We start from the raw sequence: 17685 nt of genomic DNA, 5'->3' as shown, positions 1-17685 counted from the left end.
TCAGCGGGCTAGGTCCGCAACCATCCCTCGTCAAGGTTGAGAAGGTCGTTGCATGATGTTGAGGAAAGCCGCCGCCGCCCTGCTGCTCGCCACCTGCGCGATGCCCGCCGTCGCCCGGCCCGGCGCGGCCCCCGCTCCGCAGAGCGCGCCCGCGACTGCGCCCAGGCTGATCGTGGCGATTGCCGTCGACCAGTTCTCCGCCGACCTCTTCAGCGAATATCGGCGATATTATGAAGGCGGCCTCAAGCGGCTGACGGCGGACGGCATCGTATTCCCGCGCGGTTATCAATCCCATGCCGCGACCGAAACATGCCCCGGCCACAGCACCATCCTCACCGGCAGCCGCCCTTCGCGCACGGGCATCATCGCCAACACATGGTTCGACCTGAAAGCGGGGCGCGAGGACAAGGCGATCTATTGCGCCGAGGATGAGACGCAGCCGGGGACGAGCAGCGGCGCTTATGTCGCCTCCCCCGTTCATCTGCGCGTGCCGACGCTGGGCGGGAGGATGAAGGCGGCGAATCCGGCGACCCGCGTGGTGTCCGTGGCGGGAAAGGACCGCGCGGCGATCATGATGGGCGGGCCGACCGCCGATCAGACATGGTGGCTCAGCCCCAAAGGCTATGTAAGCTACAAGGACGTGCCGACGCCGCCGCTGATCGCGAAGGTGAACGCCGTCTTCGCGCAGAGGCTGGCGCAGCCCAGTCCCGGCTTCGACTTGCCGCCGCAATGCGTGGCAAAGGATTTCCCCGTCGACATCGGCGCGGGACAGACCGTGGGCACGGGCCGCTTCGCGCGCGAGGCGGGCGATTTCAGGATATTCCGCGCCTCGCCGGAGCAGGACGCGCTGACGCTGGCGCTAGCGGCTTCGGTTATCGAGACTATGGGGCTGGGCAAGCAGGCGCAGACCGACATCATCTCCATCGGCCTGTCCGCGACCGATTATGTCGGGCACGCCTTTGGCACGGAGGGCGCCGAAAGCTGCATCCAGATCGAGCGGCTGGATCAGGAACTGGGTGCTTTCTTCGCCCTGCTCGACAAGGACGGCATCGACTATGCGGTGGTGCTGACAGCCGATCATGGCGGTCATGACCTGCCGGAGCGGCATCGGGAGAACGCCATGCCGATGGAGCAGCGCGTCGATGAAGCGCTGACGCCCAAGGCGCTGACCGTCGCCGTCGGCGCGAAGACGGGGCTGGCGGGGCGCAAGCTGATCTGGGGCGACGGGCCGATGGGCGACCTGTATTTCGATACCGCGCTGACACCGAGCCAACGCGCCGCGGTGGAGGCCGAGACGCTCAGGACCCTGCGCGCGCATCCACAAGTGCAGGCGGTCTTCACCAAGGCGGAGATCGCCGCTTCCCCCTCCCCCTCCGGCCCTCCGGAAAGCTGGAGCCTGTTGCAGGAAGCGCGGGCGAGCTTCGACCCGGAGCGGTCAGGCGACTTGCTGCTGTTGCTGAAACCCCGCATAACGCCGATCGTTGATCCCACCAGGGGCTATGTGGCCACCCATGGCAGCCCGTGGGACACCGACCGCCGCGTGCCGATCCTGTTCTGGCGCAAGGGGCTGCGACCTTTCGAGCAGCCGCTGGGCGTGGAGACGGTGGACATATTGCCCACGCTCGCCGCGCTCATCGGCCTCCCGGTGCCGAGGGGCGAGATCGACGGGCGGTGCCTGGACCTGATCGCAGGCGAAGGGGATAGCTGCGCTGGGCGTTAGTGATGCGTCCTGCAAATTCACGGGCGTGAGGATGGGGGTTTTTGGCCATCTTTCGCTGGCATGACGACCGCGGGGAATGACTGCAAACCACCCTTAACCGCCATCCGACACAGGTTTACAATTCCAAGCCTCCCCTAGCTATTAAGCGCGCGAAGGCGGATTTCGGCGCGCAGGCCGCCTTCGGGGCGGTTGATGAGCAGCAGTTCTCCGCCTTCGCGCTCCACCGCCTTGGCGACGATGGCCAGGCCAAGGCCAAGGCCGCGCGTGTTGCGTTGCCGCGCTTCGTCCAGCCGGGCGAAGGGTTTCAGCACCTCCTCCAGTTGATCGCGGGGGATGCCGGGTCCATCGTCGTCGACGCGGATCAGCACGTCCCCACCCCGCCGCGACAGGCTGAGCCGCGCGCACTGGCCATAATGCAGGGCGTTTTCCACCAGATTTCCGACCGCGCGGCGCAGCGACAGCGGACGCGTCTCCATCTCAAGATGATCGGGGCCATCATAGGCGGCGTCCCGGCCCTGGTCTTGAAAGGCGTCAGCTATCGTCGCCAGCAGAACCGCGATATCGGTGCGTTCGGGCGGCTCGCCATTCTTTTCCCCGCCCAGGAAAGCGAGCAGGGAATCGATCATCTCTCCCATTTCGGCAAGGTCGCCCTCCATCGCCTCGCGCGCTTCGCCGTCCGGCACGCCTTCCAGCCGCAATTGCAGGCGGGAGAGCGGCGTGCGCAGGTCATGGCCCACCGCCGCCAGCGTCTCCGTCCGTTCGGTGATCAGGCGGTGGATGCGCTTCTGCATGGCGTTGAAGGCGCGGATCAGGTCGCGCACGTCGCTGCCGCCCCCTTCCTCCACGATCACCCCGTCGCTCAGGCCAATGCGCTCGGTCGCCTGCGTCAGTTCGCGCAAGGGCGCCAGAGTGCGGCGGATCATGATGCCGCCGACGATGAGCAGCGCCAACACGGGAATGATCGCCAGCCCGACCCGGCCGATGGTGAATTCCCATTTCGACCCGCTATGGTGCATCCCGAAATAGAGCCAGCTGCCGTCGGACAGCAGCAGCCCGCCATTAATCTCCGACACGCGCCCCGGCGCGGCCAGCCGCAGCCAGAGGCGCGACCTTTCCAGCGACGGTTCCCAGGCGACGATCTGCTGCCGCATCCGCTCCAGTTCCGGCGCAAGCGGCGGCGGCGGCGGGGATGCGGGCGTCCAGTGAATGTCGTAGCGGTCGGTGGTCAGTTGCACCGCCAGCGGACGGCGGGCCTGGGCGGGCTGCTCGTCCATCAGCTTGCGCGCGATGATGAGATGTTCGGCCAGCCGGCGCGCTTCGTCATCCTGAAGCGACAAATGGCTGGCCCGCTCGTAGATCAGCGTGCCGACCGCGAATTCCAGCACCACCGTCAGCAGCAATATCGCGAAGATCCGCCCAATCAGGCCGAGCGGCCGCTTCATCCCCGACTTCAAGCGCGGCTGACCTCTGCATTGAACATGTAACCGACGCCGCGCACGGTGGTGATGGGGGCGCCCTTGTCCTGCGTGGAAAGCTTGCGGCGCAGGCGGCTGACCAGCACGTCGATGCTGCGGTCGCTGCTGTCGCCCATGCGGGTGCGTGACAATTCGATCAGCCGTTCGCGGGCAATGACGCGCTGGGGGTGGCTGAGGAAAGAGCCGAGCAGGTCGAACTCCGCCCCGGTCAGGTCGACGATGCCGCCCGTGGGCGAACGCAGCTCGCGGCGGGGGAAATTGACGACCCAGCCGTCGAAGCGCGCTTCATTGTCGCGATGCTCGTCCGGGCCGCGCTCCACCCCGACGCGGCGCAATATGGCGCGGATGCGGGCGATCAGCTCGCGTGTGCCGAAGGGCTTGGGCAGATAATCGTCCGCGCCCAGTTCCAGCCCGACGATGCGGTCCGTCTCGCTGCCCTTGGCGCTGATGAAGATGATCGGCACGTCGCTCTTGCGGCGGATCTGGCGGCACAGGTCGATGCCGTTGGTGCCCGGCAGCATGACGTCGAGCACGACGAGGTCGACCGGCCCTGCATCGAAGGCTACCCACATTTCCGGGCCGGAGGATGCCGGGCGGACCTGATAGCCATTTTCCTGCAAGGCACGGGCGGTCAGCGTGCGAAGCGGCGGATCGTCTTCCACGAGGATGATCGAGGGAGCGGTCATCGCGGCTTCGCACAGTGGAAATGGATCATCTGGCGGAGATAGGGCCGCGCCCGTCGGCGGTCAACCAAAGCGCCGGGCTGCGGCGGGATGCCGGGCCGTCAGCAACAATTTGTCATGATGGAGACATTCAGGGCCGAGGGATGGGGCGGAGAAAACCGCCCCATCCCTCGTCGATCAGAACGCCGCCGAGAGCGAGAAGACCACACGCCCACGCGCGATGGACGAACCGTCCGCATCCGAGAAGTTCGGGCGGATGTAATTTTCCTCGACCCGGGCGATGTCGGTATCGACATAGGCCACGCCCACCGTCAGCGGCGTGTTCGGAACAGCCACGTCCGCGCCCACCAGCCAGTCGAGATATTTGCCCGTGGGGGCAAGGCTGGTGCCGTTGGGGCCCAGGCCCGAATTGCCCTTCGACCAGCCCAGATGGGCCTTGAGCGTCACCGGCGTGTTGGGGATCGATCCGCTGACATCGCTCCAGACATAGAAATTGTCGTTCTTCTTGCCCGGATTGTCGGGCAGGACCGACGCCGCGCTGTTATAGACCTTGCCCAGCGCCTTCTGCTTGGGCGCATAGGCGACGCCGACGAGGGCGGAAACCGGGCCGACATCACCCGACAGCTTGATATAGGGTTCGGCGAAGTCGGTCGTGTCCGCGCCGCTTGGATACATGTACCAGGTAAGGCCTACGTCCAGCGTCGCGCCGCCCAGCGGGATGGCATAGCCCGCGAACAGGTCCAGTTCCATGTTGGAGCCGCCGAACGTGCCCCATCCCGACAGGCTGGACGCCCATGTTCCGCCATAAAGGCCGCTTTCATGGGTCAGCGTGACGCCGCCCTGCACGGCCATGCCCTTGTCGGTCTGCGACACGCCGCGGAAGCGGTAATCGGAAACGAGGGCCACGCTGCCCGAAACCGTGACAGGACTGGTGGGTGCCTCCTGCGCGAAGGCCGGCGCTGCGGATATCAGCGTGAGAGCGGCACAGGCGATCTGGTATTTTTTCATGAACATTCCCCTTTACGAAAGAATGTTCCTTCCTGCGTCCGCCAGTCCGAAGATCGGTTCGCCTTCGGTACGTGCGGACAGACACAGGGCTATCCCGCCTGCCGTCCCTTACAAACCGTATTTTGTGCAAGTGCGAAAGGCTGGGCGAATAGCGTGGCCCGGGGAACACGGTTCTTTTCCGAATTGGCAACCCATGTTTCCATTTCATTGCTGTCCCGTTCCACGCCAGACATGAAAAAGCCGCCGCGTCCGGGGGTGGAGGACGCGGCGGCCAGGGGGGATTCGAAACGGGAGCGGTCAGGCCGCGAGCTGGCGCAACCGTCCTGCCGCGCCGAACAGTTCGACCTCCATCCCCGCATTGCGGCGGCGGTCGATCCATTCCCGCAGCATTTCCGCGCAGGTATGGTCGATATGGCCAAGCCGTTCGACGTTGAGGATGATCACGCGGCCGGCAGGCAATGCCTCCAGTCGTGCGGACAGGCCGGGCAGACTGAAGAAACTGGCCGTGCCGTCCAGCGCGACTTCATGCTTGTTGTCCCAGCTCGTCTCGTCGATCTTGAGGCCGAGGCGGCGAACATGGGGCAGCATTTCCAGCAACGACAGGCCAATGCCGACCAGCACGCCGGTCAGCAGATCGGTCGTCACCACCGTCACCAGCGTCGCGGCCCACACCACCGCCGGAAGCGGCCCATAGCGGTGCAGTAGGTGCTTCGCGTGGTCGAGGCTGACGAGGCGCACGCCCGTCACCACCAATATGCCTGCCAGCGCCGCCATCGGGATTTCCCGCAGCAGCCAGGGCAGCAGCGCGACGAAGCCCAATATCCAGATGCCGTGCAGGATGGTGGACAGGCGCGTCTTGCCGCCCGCCTGCACATTGGCGGAGCTGCGGACGATCACGCCGGTCATCGGCAATGCGCCGGCAAAGCCGCAAAGCAGATTGCCCACGCCCTGCGCGCTCAGCTCCCGATTATAATTGGTGCGAACACCGTCATGCATCCGGTCGACCGCCGCCGCCGACAGCAGCGTTTCGGCGCTGGCGATAAAGGCGATCGCCACGGCGGTCGTGATGACGGAGGGCGTCATCATCTGCGCGAACAGATTGCCTTCCGGTAGAGTAACCGCCGACATGATCGATTCCGGCACCGCCACCCTGGCCACCGGCAGGCCGAGGAAAAAGGCCACCAGCGTCGCCAGCACCACGCCGACCAGTGCGCCCGGCAACAGCTTCATCGAGGCGGGACGGATCTTTTCCCAGCCGATCATGCCGCTAATGGTGACAAGGCCGACGGCAAAGGCCATCGCCGCATCCTGATTGGTAAGGCCGAATATCTGGCCCGGCATCGCCAGCAGATTGGCCAGACCGCTCGACAACGGCTTGTCATCGAACAGGACATGGAATTGCCCGACGACGATCAGCACGCCGATGCCCGCCAACATGCCATGAACCACGGCGGGCGAAATGGCGCGGAACCATCCACCGACCCTGAGCAGCCCCGCGATCACCTGAATCGCGCCCGCCAGGATCAGAATCGGTCCCAGCGCCGACAGGCCCTGTTGCTGGACGATCTCAAAGACGATGACGGCCAGACCCGCCGCCGGGCCGCTAACCTGCAGGGGCGATCCGGCCAGCAGGCCAACGACGATACCGCCAATGATCCCGGTAACCAGCCCCTTTTCAGGCGGCACGCCGGACGCGATGGCGATGCCCATGCACAAGGGCATCGCCACCAGGAAAACGACGATGGATGCGGTGAAGTCGCGGCTCAGCGTACCGCCTGAAAAGGCTTTCAGCATGGCTTACTCCGCGGCCTGCGCGTAGGGCGCTTCGGCGGCCAGACGCCGCGCGTGCGGCAGCGCGACGGGCAGCGGCGTGCCTTCCCGCAACGGCATGAAGCGGCCGGTTTCGCCATCAAGGCCAAGGATCTGGCCTGCATGAATGTCCACGAACCAGCCGTGCAGCGCGATCTCGCCCCGCGCGATGCCCGACGCCACGGAAGGGTGGGTCCGCAGATGGGAAAGCTGGACGACGATATTCTCCAGCGTCACCGCGCGGATTTTCTCCGCGTCGCTCAGATCGGCGGGATAGCTGTCGCGTGCCACCTGCTGCGCGGCATGGGAATGGCGTAACCAGGCGGCGACATTGGGCATGGGCGCCAGCAGTTCTTCATGCACCAGCGCCTTCATCGCGCCGCAATCGCTATGGCCGCAAACGATGATGTCGCGCACGCCCAGCGCCACGACCGCAAATTCCACGGTCGACGATACGCCGCCATTCTGCGTGGCGAAGGGCGGGACGATATTGCCCGCATTGCGGCATACGAACAGGTCGCCGGGGTCGGCCTGCATGATATGTTCGGGGACGATGCGGGAATCGGCGCAGGAAATCATCAGCGCCTTGGGGCTCTGCCCGTCGCTGGCAAGCCGGTTATAGAGCACGCTCTGGTTCGGAAAGACATGGCTTTCGAAACTGAAGACGCGACCGATAAGCTCGTTCATGTCGTTATCCTTCCTGTCTGTGCGCCGGTCGGGGGAGCGGACCGGCTTTGGCAGGAAGAATAGGGATGCCGTTTTGCTGCGGCGCAGCGCTTTTGTTAAAAACTATGTCTGGACCTCTAGCGCCGGTCCACAACAGCGCTGAGCATGTAGCCGACGCCCCGCACCGTCACGATCGGCGCGGCGCGTGAGGGGTGATCGAGCTTGCGCCGCAATCGGCTGACCAGCACGTCGATGCTGCGGTGCGATGATCCCGTTTCCCGCGTTCCGTTCAATTCCAGCAGCCTGGCGCGCGCAATGACCGACCGGGCATTGTCCAGGAACAGGGAGAGCAGGGAAAATTCGGCGGCCGTGAGGTCAACGGGCGCGCCGTCCGGATCGAGCACTTCACGCCGCGCGCAATTGACGATCCAGCCGTCGAAATGCGCCTCCGCCTGACGCCGCTGGCGCAATATGCGCGCACTTTTCCCGCGCCGCAGCACAGCGCGCAGGCGCGCGGCCACTTCCCGCGTCGAATAAGGTTTGGCGATGAAATCGTCCGCGCCCAGCTCCAGCCCGACAACCCGGTCGACTTCGGTGCTGTTCGCGCCGACCAGGATGATCGGCACGTCGCTGCGCGCCCGGATGCCGCCGCACAAATCCGTGCCGTCGGCTTCGCGCAGGCCGGCGTCCAGCACCAGCGCATCGACCGGCTCAGCGGCAATCGCATCCCAGATGTCGCTGGCGCAGGAAGCTGGCAGCGCGCGGAATCCACTCCGTTCCAGAAAGGCGTGCAGATCGTGACGCAATTTCGGCTGCTGTTCGGCGATGAGGATCAGCGGATGAGTCATCCGGCCGCCATGGATGCAAGGCGAAGGCGGAGCATGGCGACCTCCAACGCCATGGCAACAGACATGCGGGCTTCTCCTTTCGCGGCGCCGGACAAGCTCCCGTCTGTAACCGCGCCACATGTCTGCGGGATATGCCGAAGGTAACAAAATATTGCTGGGGCGTCTCCGCAGCCGCCGCCATCGGGGAACGCGGACGCCCCTATTCGGCGGCCATGGCGAAGTCCGCGCGCGGCAGCGCATTGGCCAGCGCCTCCACCAGCGCGCGCACCAGCGCCTGCATCCGTTCCAGCCCCGGCCCCGGCTCCTCCAGTGCGATGTCGAGATAGAAGGCCCGGTCGATCTCCACCTGCAAGGCATGAATCGCGTGAGCCGGATTGCCGTGCCGTTCGATCATATGGTCGCCCGCATAAGGGTGGTTCAGCGCGGCCACGAAGCCCCGGCCCGCCGCGATGTCGCCGGCCAGCGTCGTCAAACGCCCGGACGCCGTCCGCCCGAACCGGTCGCCCAGAACCAGCGACGGCGTCATCTGCCCGGCCCCTGCCGGAGGCAGCGGCGGCATGGAGTGAAGGTCGACCAAGATCGCATGGCCATGCGCGTCCCGCGCGGCCTTCAACAGGCAATCCAGCGCCGCATGATAGGGCCGGTGAACCGTCTCGATCCGCCGCTGCACCTCCGCCCAGGGGATCGGCCCGCGCCACAGGTCCGGCGCGCCGGGCAGGCGCCGCGGGATCAGCCCCAGCCCCCCGCGCAGTTTCTGGCTGGTCCGCAGCGCCATGCCGTGCGGCAGGCCCGTCACCATGGCGGGATCGATCTCCCGCTCATGACGGTTCAGGTCGATCATCGCCCGGGGCGCGCGCGCCACCAGCACGCTATGGCCCCGCTCGACCAGCGGCAGCGCCAGCAGGTCGGTCCATCGATCCTCCAGCCGCCGTAGCATCTCCGGCCGCACCCGCGCCCGCGCCAGCAGATCGGGATCGTAGAGCCGGCCGGCATGGGGGATGGACAGGACGACCGGATGCGCCGGCACGTCCGGCCCGTAACGGTCGAACGCGGGGCTGCTTTCCACCGGGCGCGGCAGCGTGAAGCGGTCCACGGGACTCCTTTCTGCGCCATGCGCCAAAATTGGTCGGCTGGCTGGATAATATTTACGACTTGTCGCATATATGTCTGCTTCATGCCACCCTGACTGCGGGGCGGCCGCGCGATGCGAACCGGGGAAAAGTTGGGGATCATGATCCGAATCCTGCTGGCGGAAGACGATGACAGCATGCGCGCCTATCTTTCGCGCGCGCTGGAAAAATCGGGCTATGAAGTAGTCGCCGTCGCCAATGGCGCGCAGGCCGTGCCGCACATCGATACGGACAATTTCGACCTGCTGCTGACCGACATCGTCATGCCGGAAATGGACGGCATAGAACTGGCCCAGCACGCAGCGTCGGCCGCGCCGGACATGCGCATCATGTTCATCACCGGCTTTGCCGCCGTCACCCTGCGCGCGGGGCAGGCGGTGCCTCAGGCCAAGGTCCTGTCCAAACCCTTCCACCTGCGCGAACTGGTGCTGGAGGTCGAACGCATGTTCGGCACGGAAAGCCTGACGGGGCTCACCTGAACAACGGCGCTAGTCGGGCACCACCTCCTGCATGTCGGGCGTGGGGTCGAGCGGGATGTTCGCCATGGCCGCATCGAACCTTTCCCGGTCAAGCCCCTTTTCCCAGGCCGACACGATGATCGTCGCGACGGCATTGCCGATGAAGTTGGTAAGGCTGCGGCATTCGCTCATGAAACGGTCGACACCCAGGATCAGCGCCATGCCCGCGACCGGCACGGACGGCACGATCGACAGGGTCGCCGCCAGCGTGATGAAGCCCGCGCCCGTCACGGCCGCCGCGCCCTTGCTGGAAATCATCGCGACCAGCAACAGCAGGACCTGTTCCTGCAGGCTCAGATGCACGTCCGTCGCCTGCGCGATGAACAGCGCTGCCAGCGTCATGTAGATATTCGTGCCGTCCAGGTTGAAGCTGTAGCCCGTGGGCACGACCAGTCCGACCACGGATTTGCGGCACCCCGCCCGCTCCATCTTCTCGATCAGGCTGGGCAGCGCCGCTTCGGATGAAGACGTGCCCAGCACCAGCAGCAGTTCCGCCTTGAGATAGCGGATCAGGTGCAGGATGTTGAAACCGGCCAGCCGGGCCACCGCTCCCAGCACGACAAGGACGAACAGCAGCGACGTCAGGTAAAAGGTCGCGACCAGCCCCGCGAGATTGGCGAGCGTTCCCACGCCATATTGGCCTATGGTGAAGGCGATGGCGCCGAAAGCTCCGATCGGCGCGGCTTTCATGAGCAAGGCGACGAGACGGAAAATCGCATGGCTCGCCGAATCCAGCACATGCAGCAGAGGAGCGGCCTTTCCGCCGATCATCGTCAGGGCAATGCCGAAAAGGATCGCCACGAACAGCACCTGCAATATGTCCCCGTCGGCAATCGCGGACACCAGCGTCGACGGGATGATGGCCATCAGAAAGCCCGTCAGCGTCTGGTCATGGGCCTGATACGCATAGTCGGCGACCTTGCCGCTATCGAGCGTCGCGGGATCGATATGCAGTCCCGCCCCCGGCTGGATCAGATTGCCGACGATTAGCCCCAGGATCAGCGCCAGAGTGGAGAAGAACAGGAAATAGCCGAACGCCTTGGCTGCCACCCGACCGATCGCCCTCAATTCGCGCATCCCGGCGATCCCGGTCACGATCGTCAGGAAGATTACCGGCGCGATGATCATCTTGACCAGCTTGATGAACGCATCGCCCAGAGGCTTGAGCGCGATCCCGACGGAAGGCCAGGCATATCCCACGAGCACACCCAGAGCGATCGCGGCCAGAACCTGGACATAAAGCTGCCGGTGGAAAGGCAGTCGCGCCGTTGTCTGGATCGGGGAGGATGACAGCATCGTTATGGGCGTTCCGAGTGAAAGCCGTGAAACATATGGGCCGCATCCACGCTGTCCAGATATTTGGTGGCCAAAACGCAAATTCCCGCTTGCGCAGCCAATCGGCCGCCGCTATTGGCGCAACTCCCGTGGGCGTGTAGCTCAGTGGTAGAGCACTGTGTTGACATCGCAGGGGTCGCAAGTTCAATCCTTGCCACGCCCACCATGACAAGCCTCGGAAATCCAAGTGGTTTCCGGGGCTTTTCTATGCCTGAAGCATGGTGATGCTACCAGCTTCGGACCTCTTGCAGGACTAAGGAGTCCTCAATGGACACGCGACATGAAGAAGTCGTAACCGGCCCATATTGCGAGGGCATGTTTCCCGCTTAACGGGGCCTCTGCCTGTCGCCCCGGTCGTGACGATCATGACGGTCGTGCCGATCACGCCTGTGATCGCGGTCCCGGCCATGATGCCGGTCGCTGTTATAGCCCGGCCGTCCATCACGGCAGGCCGATACGGAAAAGCCTGTCAGCACCAGCGCCGCGATCATCGCGATAGTCATTCCACGGGTCTTCATCGCTGTTCTCCTTATGGAAACGTAACCAATGGGAGCGATCCCCAGTTCCGGCGCGGCTTGTCGCAAGAGGCGGGAGCTTCTCGCCGAAGCGCCCGCCATCCTGTTACGTCACGCCGGGATTAGAGGCGGCAGATTGCAGTGCGGCCGCGACTGATGGTGTAGCGATCGGTGCGCGGATTGTAGCTGCGATAGCGCTTCTGGCACGCAATGGTGTGGCGGTCCCAATGATCGCGCGACTGGTTCCAGTGCTTCGGCGGCGCGTAACGGGAATGGTTCGAAGCGCCTCTGTGCGGGTCATGGCGAGGCTGAGCAAGGGCGGCGCTCCCAAGAGCCATTGAAAGTGCGGCGGCAGCGATGATCAATTTCATTTTAGATCTCCGATTATTGCACCGGGCGAGCGCATCGACTGCGCCCATGTGCGGGGCATGAACCGTATTCCACCGCAGTCGTTCCATGGGCGGGTAAATTCTCGGGTGGATGTATCCGGGAACGTGATCCGCAAACGCAACGTCCGGGGATTTTGGACAAGGCGCATCCCACACAGGAATTGCACCCATAGTCCGAACGGTGAGCGGGCGTTGCCATTTCGGGCGTCCGCTATCACGCACAATCTGTTGTACCGCTCCCGTTGCTGCTCACCACTTGACCATCCACCACCGCGAGCGTCGGTTCAGGCCTGTCCATCGTCCAGTTCTTCGTCATACGCACCACCGGATTGGGTGCGCACCATATCTCACCCGTCTCGCTTATCGCGGTCACCCAGATCAGATTATGCTCTTGGCCATAGTCGATAACGCCGATCGCATAGCCCGCGCCTTTGCCGATGACATTAACGGGAATCGGCGGATTGAGTTGCGTAAACATCAGACTGGTCTTTCATCGAGGAGCATCTTGAACGCTCCACGGTTCGCCGGGTTCATCGGGTTGATGTGAATCAGTGCGATAGCGCTGGAGGCCACTGGGTAATGCCCGTCGTCGCAGCGCCATAGTGTATCTCCGTCATTCCATTACCCATCGCTCGATGATGCGGAGAGTTCCGGAACGGATCGGCGAGGATATGGCGAAGGGCAAGCACCCGCCGGACGATGAAGGCGGCGGACCCGGCTGCGATTCCTGGGCAATGGCCGGGGACAGCCGGGTCCAAGGATCACGGATACACGCGGGGGGCGGGGCTTCCGTGATACCGTCAACTCCCCGAGCAGCTGACGATCATTGCAGGATAGCGGCTGCGGCCCCGCCGCGCATTTGCGATCCCGGCTGGAGCGGCATCGATTCATTGCAATGAGGCATCCCCTTTTTGGGGATTGACGACTCACGGGACGCTTCGGACGCGCTTGCATGGGAGAGTCCCAGCCTCAATCTGATAGCGGCATGATTGTTGTCTGCCACGGCCCTCCGAGGGAACCGGCCGTCGTCGCCGCACGTTGGTGCGGGACTGACAGGCAGGAGGAATGAATGGGACGTGGATGCTTGCTTTGGGCGCTAGGGGTGCCGCTCCCGCTGGTCTTGATTCTCTGGTTCTTCTTCTTTCGCTGAACTGGCAAGCAAAGACGGTCCCGAGGCCCGGCGCGCCGTCTCTCTCACCCGATCATCATCAGGCTGGCATTGCCGCCCGCTGCCGTCGTGTTGATGGAGGTCGATACTTCCTCCAGCAGCAGAGCGACGGGATAGCAGCCCGCCCGTCCCATGGGCGCGGCATGGAGCGGAACGATCGGCCCCGGACGCTCGGCAAGAGCCTGGGCGGTTGCAGCGATCTTGTCCGCCTTTCCTTCCACCAAAGCGGCCGCGACAGGCGCGGCGAGGTCGTTGGAAAAGCGGCTTGCGACAGCTAGCGGCAGATCGGCGGGCAGCGCCATGCCTTCCAGAACGCCCCGATTGCCCGTGGCGAGGATCACGGCCATCTGGTCCAGCAGGCCCTCCCGCGTGGCCGGCAGCATCAGGATAGCGCCGCGCGGATGCAGCGCATAAAGATTGCGCTCGCCCACAGGCCCCGGCAAAAGCTGCTCGATGCCCAGCGCGGACTGACGCCCGTAGCGGCGCGCGCGGACCGCCGCTTCACTATCGCCCTGCGCTTCGAGCCACTGCACGAAAGCGCTCAGCGGAACGGCCATCCCCTCCGCGCCGGGCAGCGCAACCGGCGCGGCTGCCGTCAGGCGGCCCAGATAAAGCGGCCCGCCCGCCTTCGGCCCGGTGCCCGACAGGCCGCGCCCGCCAAAGGGCTGAACCCCCACGACCGCGCCGATGACATTGCGGTTCACATAGATATTGCCGGCCTTCACCCGCTCCGTCACATGGGCGATGGTCTGGTCCAGCCGTGTATGCAGACCGAAGGTCAGGCCATAGCCGGTGGCGTTGATATCGTCGATCAACCGGTCGAGCCGCTCGCGCGAAAAGCGGATCACATGCAGCACCGGTCCGAACACCTCCCGCTTCAGATCCGCGATGTCTTCCAGTTCGATGATCGTCGGCGGGACGAAAGTGCCATGGGCGGCCTCTTCGGGCAGCGCCTGCTGCTCCACCCTGCGGCCGAGTTTCCGCATGGCTTCGATATGGGCTTCGATCCCGTCCTTCGCTTCGGCGGTGATGACCGGGCCGGTATCGACAGCCAGCCGATCGGTGCGGCCGATCCGCAATTCCCTGAGCGCGCCTTTGAGCATGGCGAGCGTCCGGTCCGCAATCTCTTCCTGCAAGCACAGGATGCGGAGCGCCGAACAGCGCTGTCCCGCGCTGTCGAAGGCGGAGGCGATGACGTCGGCCACCACCTGCTCGGCCAACGCGGAGGAATCGACGATCATCGCATTCTGCCCGCCCGTTTCGGCGATCAGTGGAATGGGCTGGCCGCCCGGGGAAAGGCGCTTGGCAAGCTGCCGCTGGATAAGGCGCGCCACCTCGGTCGATCCGGTGAACATGACGCCGGCCGTTTCCGGCGCCGCGACAAGGGCCGCGCCGATCGCGCCATCGCCGGGAATCAGTTGCAGCGCATCGGCGGGCACGCCCGCTTCGTGGAGGATGCGGACGGCTTCCGCGGCGATCAGCGGGTTTTCCTCGGCGGGCTTGGCGAGCGCCGGGCTGCCCGCGGCCAGCGCGGCGGCGACCTGCCCCGTGAAGATGGCGAGCGGAAAGTTCCACGGGCTGATGCAGACGATCGGCCCCAGCGGCGTCTGCTCCCGCCCGAAGGTCGCGCGCGCCTGCGCCGCATAGTAACGCAGGAAGTCGATGGCCTCGCGCACTTCGGCGATGGCGTTGGGCAGCGATTTGCCCGCCTCCCGCACGATCAGGCCCAGCAGGATCGGCATCCGCGCCTGCATGGCGTCGGCGGCGCGCTCCAAAGCGGCGGCGCGGTCGGCTACGGGGCTATCGCCCCACAGGCTTTGCGCGGCACGGATGGCGGCGGCGCGGGCATGGTCGGGCAAGGCTTCGGTGACGGCGCCGACGATATCGCGATGGTCGGCGGGATTGAGCACCGGGCGCTCCCTCCCCTTCCCGCTCTCCGGCGCGGCAGCCCAGGCCATGGCCGCGCTTTCCTTGAGCGCCACGGTCAGCGCCGCAAGCGCCTCCTCGTCGCTGAGGTCGATGCCGTCCGAATTGCGCCGGTCGGCATAAAGCGCCGACGGTAGCGCGATCTGATCATGCCGATGTCCCGGATGCGGCATGGCCCGCACGATCTCCACCGGATCGGCCGTCAGTTCATCGACCGACACGGCCGGATCGGCGATGCGGTTCACAAAGGAGGAGTTCGCGCCATTCTCCAGCAGGCGGCGCACCAGATAGGCCAGGAGCGTCTCATGCGTCCCCACAGGCGCATAGACGCGGCAGGGGCGGTTCAGCCCCTTCGCGCCCACCACCTGCTCGTAAAGCGGCTCGCCCATGCCGTGCAGGCACTGAAACTCATAACGGCCCACGGTGAAATCGGGACCGGCGAGATGATAGATGGTCGCCAGAGTCTGGGCATTATGCGTCGCGAACTGCGGGAAGACAGCATCCGGCGCGGCCAGCAGCTTCTTCGCGCAGGCGATATAGGCGACATCGGTATGGACCTTGCGCGTATAGACCGGGAAGTCGGCAAGGCCGTCAACCTGCGCCCGCTTGATTTCCGCGTCCCAATAGGCGCCCTTGACCAGCCGCACCATGATCCGCCGCCCCGCCCGCCGCGCAAGATCAATGATCCAGTCGATGACGAAGGGGCACCGCTTGCCATAGCTCTGCACCACGAAGCCAAGCCCGTTCCAGCCCGCAAGATCCGGGTCCAGCGCCAGGCTTTCCAACAGGTCGAGCGACAGTTCGAGCCGGTCCGCCTCCTCCGCGTCGATATTGAGGCCGATGTCATAGTCCCTGGACAGCACGGCCAGAGCCTTCACGCGGGGCAGCAGTTCGCCCATCACCCTGTCCGCCTGCGCGCGGCCGTAGCGCGGATGGAGCGCCGACAGCTTGATGGAGATGCCCGGCCGTTCATAGACTCCGCGCCCGTTCGACGCCTTGCCGATGGCGTGGATGGCGCGCGCATAGTCCTCATAATAGCGCGCGGCATCGGCGGCGGTCGCCGCCGCCTCGCCCAGCATGTCATAGCTGTAGCGGAAGCCCTTGGCCTCCATCTCCCTGGCGCGCTTCAGCGCTTCGGCGATGGTTTCGCCGGTCACGAACTGCTCGCCCATCATCCGCATGGCAAGATCGACGCCGCGCCGGATCACCGGCTCGCCCGCGCGCGCGATCAGGCGGGCGAGCGCCGCGCCCAGTCCCTTGTCGTCCACGCTGCCGACCAGCTTGCCGGTGACGACAAGGCCCCATGTCGCGGCATTGACGAACAGCGACTTGCCGCCGCCCATATGCGCGCTCCAATCCCCGTCCGCGATCTTGTCGCGGATCAGCGCGTCGCGCGTCGCATCGTCGGGAATCCGCAGCAGCGCTTCGGCCAGACACATCAGCGCCACGCCTTCCTGGCTGGAGAGCGAATATTCCTGCACCAGCCCTTCGACGCCGTTGCCCTTGCGATTGGCCCGCAACGCCATGACGAGCGACCGGGCCGTTTCACGCGCAGCTTCACGCGTCGCATCGGGTAGCGCCGCCGCCTCCATCAGCGGCGCGAGGCAGGCCGCCTCGTCGCGGCGATAGGCGGCGGTAATGGCGCGGCGGAGGGGGGACTGGTCCCGGATGGCGGGCGCGAAATCGGCGAAGGGGGGCTGCGTCGTCATGACCGTATAATATCATCGGCACGCCCTATGATCCGACTTTTCAAAAGACCTTTTCCAGGCAATATGACTTATTTATGGCCATATGTTAGGCGAGATGAATGGATAAACCACTCCAAACAGTCGATCTGGACGAGTTCGACCGCAAGATCATCGCCGCCCTGATCGAGGATGGCCGCATAACCGTCACCGGCCTCGCTCGCGTGGTGGGACTGTCGAAGACGCCCTGCCAGGTGCGCCTCAAGCGGCTGACCGAAGCGGGCGTCATCAAGGGATTCCGCGCCATCGTCGATCCGGCGAAGCTGGGCATGGATCATGTCGCCTTCGCCGAAGTGAAGCTCAGCGACACCCGCGAACAGGCCCTGCGCGAATTCAACGCAGCGGTCCGGCGCATCCCCGAAGTCGAGGAGTGCCACATGATCGCGAGCAGCTTCGACTATCTGCTCAAGGTGCGGACATCGGATATCCGCCGCTACCGCACGGTTCTGGGCGAGAAGATCTCCAGCCTGCCCCATGTCGCAAGCACATCGACCTATGTGGCGATGGAAACGGTGCTGGACGCAGGCGGATCACGCATGACCCGGCTCGCGGCGCAGAGATAAGGCTATTTTCCGGGACCAGGACCGATCGACATTCAGCGAACGCAGGCGATCCATTCCTCTTCATGGGATCGAACCATTTCCACGCGGAGGCGCGGAAACGCAGGGTATTCGCAAGTCAACGATGCGCGGCCCGCCCCATCAGCGCGCGGAGGATTCGGCCAGCAAGCCGAGAAACGCCTTCGGCGCA

At 65.1% G+C, this 17685-nt stretch carries 15 protein-coding genes and 1 tRNA gene; 4 read left to right on the top strand and 12 right to left on the bottom strand.

The window, feature by feature from the left end; translation table 11 throughout:
• Window positions 1-55 precede the first annotated feature (55 nt).
• The gene (locus IQ35_RS07340; RefSeq protein ID WP_145072550.1) at window positions 56-1720 is read left to right on the top strand and encodes an alkaline phosphatase family protein; all 1665 of its coding nucleotides are present in this window, start codon (window positions 56-58) and stop codon (window positions 1718-1720) included.
• 134 nt (window positions 1721-1854) lie between these two features.
• Here IQ35_RS07340 and IQ35_RS07335 read toward each other — a convergent pair whose 3' ends face one another.
• The 7 genes from IQ35_RS07335 to IQ35_RS07305 all read right to left on the bottom strand — a co-directional run bounded on the left by IQ35_RS07335 (window position 1855) and on the right by IQ35_RS07305 (window position 9302).
• Window positions 1855-3162 (bottom strand): ATP-binding protein, encoded by a 1308-nt coding sequence (locus tag IQ35_RS07335; RefSeq protein WP_145072415.1) that lies wholly within the window; start codon window positions 3160-3162, stop codon window positions 1855-1857.
• An 8-nt stretch (window positions 3163-3170) separates the two neighbouring features.
• Window positions 3171-3881, bottom strand: coding sequence for a response regulator (locus tag IQ35_RS07330; protein WP_062067568.1), 711 nt, complete (start codon window positions 3879-3881; stop codon window positions 3171-3173).
• A 174-nt stretch (window positions 3882-4055) separates the two neighbouring features.
• The gene (locus tag IQ35_RS07325; RefSeq protein WP_145072413.1) at window positions 4056-4892 is read right to left on the bottom strand and encodes a TorF family putative porin; all 837 of its coding nucleotides are present in this window, start codon (window positions 4890-4892) and stop codon (window positions 4056-4058) included.
• A 291-nt stretch (window positions 4893-5183) separates the two neighbouring features.
• Window positions 5184-6680 (bottom strand): SulP family inorganic anion transporter, encoded by a 1497-nt coding sequence (locus IQ35_RS07320; RefSeq protein ID WP_145072411.1) that lies wholly within the window; start codon window positions 6678-6680, stop codon window positions 5184-5186.
• 3 nt (window positions 6681-6683) lie between these two features.
• Window positions 6684-7382 (bottom strand): carbonic anhydrase, encoded by a 699-nt coding sequence (locus tag IQ35_RS07315; RefSeq protein WP_021247286.1) that lies wholly within the window; start codon window positions 7380-7382, stop codon window positions 6684-6686.
• A gap of 116 nt (window positions 7383-7498) precedes the next feature.
• On the bottom strand, window positions 7499-8209 hold the full coding sequence (locus IQ35_RS07310; protein WP_145072409.1) for a response regulator transcription factor: 711 nt from the start codon (window positions 8207-8209) through the stop codon (window positions 7499-7501).
• A gap of 199 nt (window positions 8210-8408) precedes the next feature.
• Entirely contained in the window at window positions 8409-9302 is an 894-nt protein-coding gene (locus IQ35_RS07305) for an N-formylglutamate amidohydrolase (RefSeq protein WP_021247288.1), read from the bottom strand.
• 138 nt (window positions 9303-9440) lie between these two features.
• Here IQ35_RS07305 and cpdR point away from each other — a divergent pair, with 138 nt between their 5' ends.
• Window positions 9441-9818 (top strand): cell cycle two-component system response regulator CpdR, encoded by a 378-nt coding sequence (gene cpdR / locus IQ35_RS07300; RefSeq protein ID WP_031292454.1) that lies wholly within the window; start codon window positions 9441-9443, stop codon window positions 9816-9818.
• Between the two features lie 9 nt (window positions 9819-9827).
• Here cpdR and IQ35_RS07295 read toward each other — a convergent pair whose 3' ends face one another.
• The gene (locus IQ35_RS07295; RefSeq protein ID WP_021247290.1) at window positions 9828-11153 is read right to left on the bottom strand and encodes a dicarboxylate/amino acid:cation symporter; all 1326 of its coding nucleotides are present in this window, start codon (window positions 11151-11153) and stop codon (window positions 9828-9830) included.
• 130 nt (window positions 11154-11283) lie between these two features.
• Between IQ35_RS07295 and IQ35_RS07290 the strand changes: the two genes are divergently transcribed.
• Window positions 11284-11358: transfer RNA gene (locus IQ35_RS07290), tRNA-Val, on the top strand.
• 160 nt (window positions 11359-11518) lie between these two features.
• Here IQ35_RS07290 and IQ35_RS07285 read toward each other — a convergent pair.
• The 4 genes from IQ35_RS07285 to putA all read right to left on the bottom strand — a co-directional run bounded on the left by IQ35_RS07285 (window position 11519) and on the right by putA (window position 16899).
• The gene (locus tag IQ35_RS07285) at window positions 11519-11710 is read right to left on the bottom strand and encodes a hypothetical protein (RefSeq protein ID WP_021247291.1); all 192 of its coding nucleotides are present in this window, start codon (window positions 11708-11710) and stop codon (window positions 11519-11521) included.
• 119 nt (window positions 11711-11829) lie between these two features.
• The gene (locus IQ35_RS21035; protein WP_059140271.1) at window positions 11830-12078 is read right to left on the bottom strand and encodes a BA14K family protein; all 249 of its coding nucleotides are present in this window, start codon (window positions 12076-12078) and stop codon (window positions 11830-11832) included.
• A 232-nt stretch (window positions 12079-12310) separates the two neighbouring features.
• Window positions 12311-12577: a hypothetical protein gene (locus tag IQ35_RS07275; protein WP_242003306.1), complete on the bottom strand. Its 267-nt coding sequence runs from the start codon at window positions 12575-12577 to the stop codon at window positions 12311-12313.
• A gap of 713 nt (window positions 12578-13290) precedes the next feature.
• Window positions 13291-16899, bottom strand: coding sequence for a trifunctional transcriptional regulator/proline dehydrogenase/L-glutamate gamma-semialdehyde dehydrogenase (gene putA / locus IQ35_RS07270; RefSeq protein WP_145072405.1), 3609 nt, complete (start codon window positions 16897-16899; stop codon window positions 13291-13293).
• Between the two features lie 98 nt (window positions 16900-16997).
• On the opposite strand from putA, the gene IQ35_RS07265 reads away from it, so the two are divergent.
• Window positions 16998-17498: an Lrp/AsnC family transcriptional regulator gene (locus IQ35_RS07265; RefSeq protein WP_021247295.1), complete on the top strand. Its 501-nt coding sequence runs from the start codon at window positions 16998-17000 to the stop codon at window positions 17496-17498.
• Window positions 17499-17685 lie beyond the last annotated feature (187 nt).

The organism is Sphingobium wenxiniae, from assembly GCF_007830065.1.
GTDB classification, from domain to species: Bacteria; Pseudomonadota; Alphaproteobacteria; order Sphingomonadales; family Sphingomonadaceae; genus Sphingobium; species Sphingobium wenxiniae.
Note: the sequence above shows the minus strand (reverse complement) of the source record. Positions and strands in the feature narration are given on the sequence as shown.

Excerpts from the sequence above, each read along its gene's own strand:
- IQ35_RS07265 (WP_021247295.1), top strand. The coding sequence starts at position 16,998 with ATGGATAAACCACTCCAAACAGTCGATCTGGACGAGTTCGACCGCAAG.
- IQ35_RS07315 (WP_021247286.1), bottom strand. The coding sequence starts at position 7,382 with ATGAACGAGCTTATCGGTCGCGTCTTCAGTTTCGAAAGCCATGTCTTT.
- IQ35_RS21035 (WP_059140271.1), bottom strand. The coding sequence starts at position 12,078 with ATGAAATTGATCATCGCTGCCGCCGCACTTTCAATGGCTCTTGGGAGC.
- IQ35_RS07320 (WP_145072411.1), bottom strand. The coding sequence starts at position 6,680 with ATGCTGAAAGCCTTTTCAGGCGGTACGCTGAGCCGCGACTTCACCGCA.
- IQ35_RS07330 (WP_062067568.1), bottom strand. The coding sequence starts at position 3,881 with ATGACCGCTCCCTCGATCATCCTCGTGGAAGACGATCCGCCGCTTCGC.
- putA (WP_145072405.1), bottom strand. The coding sequence starts at position 16,899 with ATGACGACGCAGCCCCCCTTCGCCGATTTCGCGCCCGCCATCCGGGAC.
- IQ35_RS07340 (WP_145072550.1), top strand. The coding sequence starts at position 56 with ATGTTGAGGAAAGCCGCCGCCGCCCTGCTGCTCGCCACCTGCGCGATG.
- IQ35_RS07325 (WP_145072413.1), bottom strand. The coding sequence starts at position 4,892 with ATGTTCATGAAAAAATACCAGATCGCCTGTGCCGCTCTCACGCTGATA.
- cpdR (WP_031292454.1), top strand. The coding sequence starts at position 9,441 with ATGATCCGAATCCTGCTGGCGGAAGACGATGACAGCATGCGCGCCTAT.
- IQ35_RS07285 (WP_021247291.1), bottom strand. The coding sequence starts at position 11,710 with ATGAAGACCCGTGGAATGACTATCGCGATGATCGCGGCGCTGGTGCTG.
- IQ35_RS07310 (WP_145072409.1), bottom strand. The coding sequence starts at position 8,209 with ATGACTCATCCGCTGATCCTCATCGCCGAACAGCAGCCGAAATTGCGT.
- IQ35_RS07295 (WP_021247290.1), bottom strand. The coding sequence starts at position 11,153 with ATGCTGTCATCCTCCCCGATCCAGACAACGGCGCGACTGCCTTTCCAC.
- IQ35_RS07335 (WP_145072415.1), bottom strand. The coding sequence starts at position 3,162 with ATGAAGCGGCCGCTCGGCCTGATTGGGCGGATCTTCGCGATATTGCTG.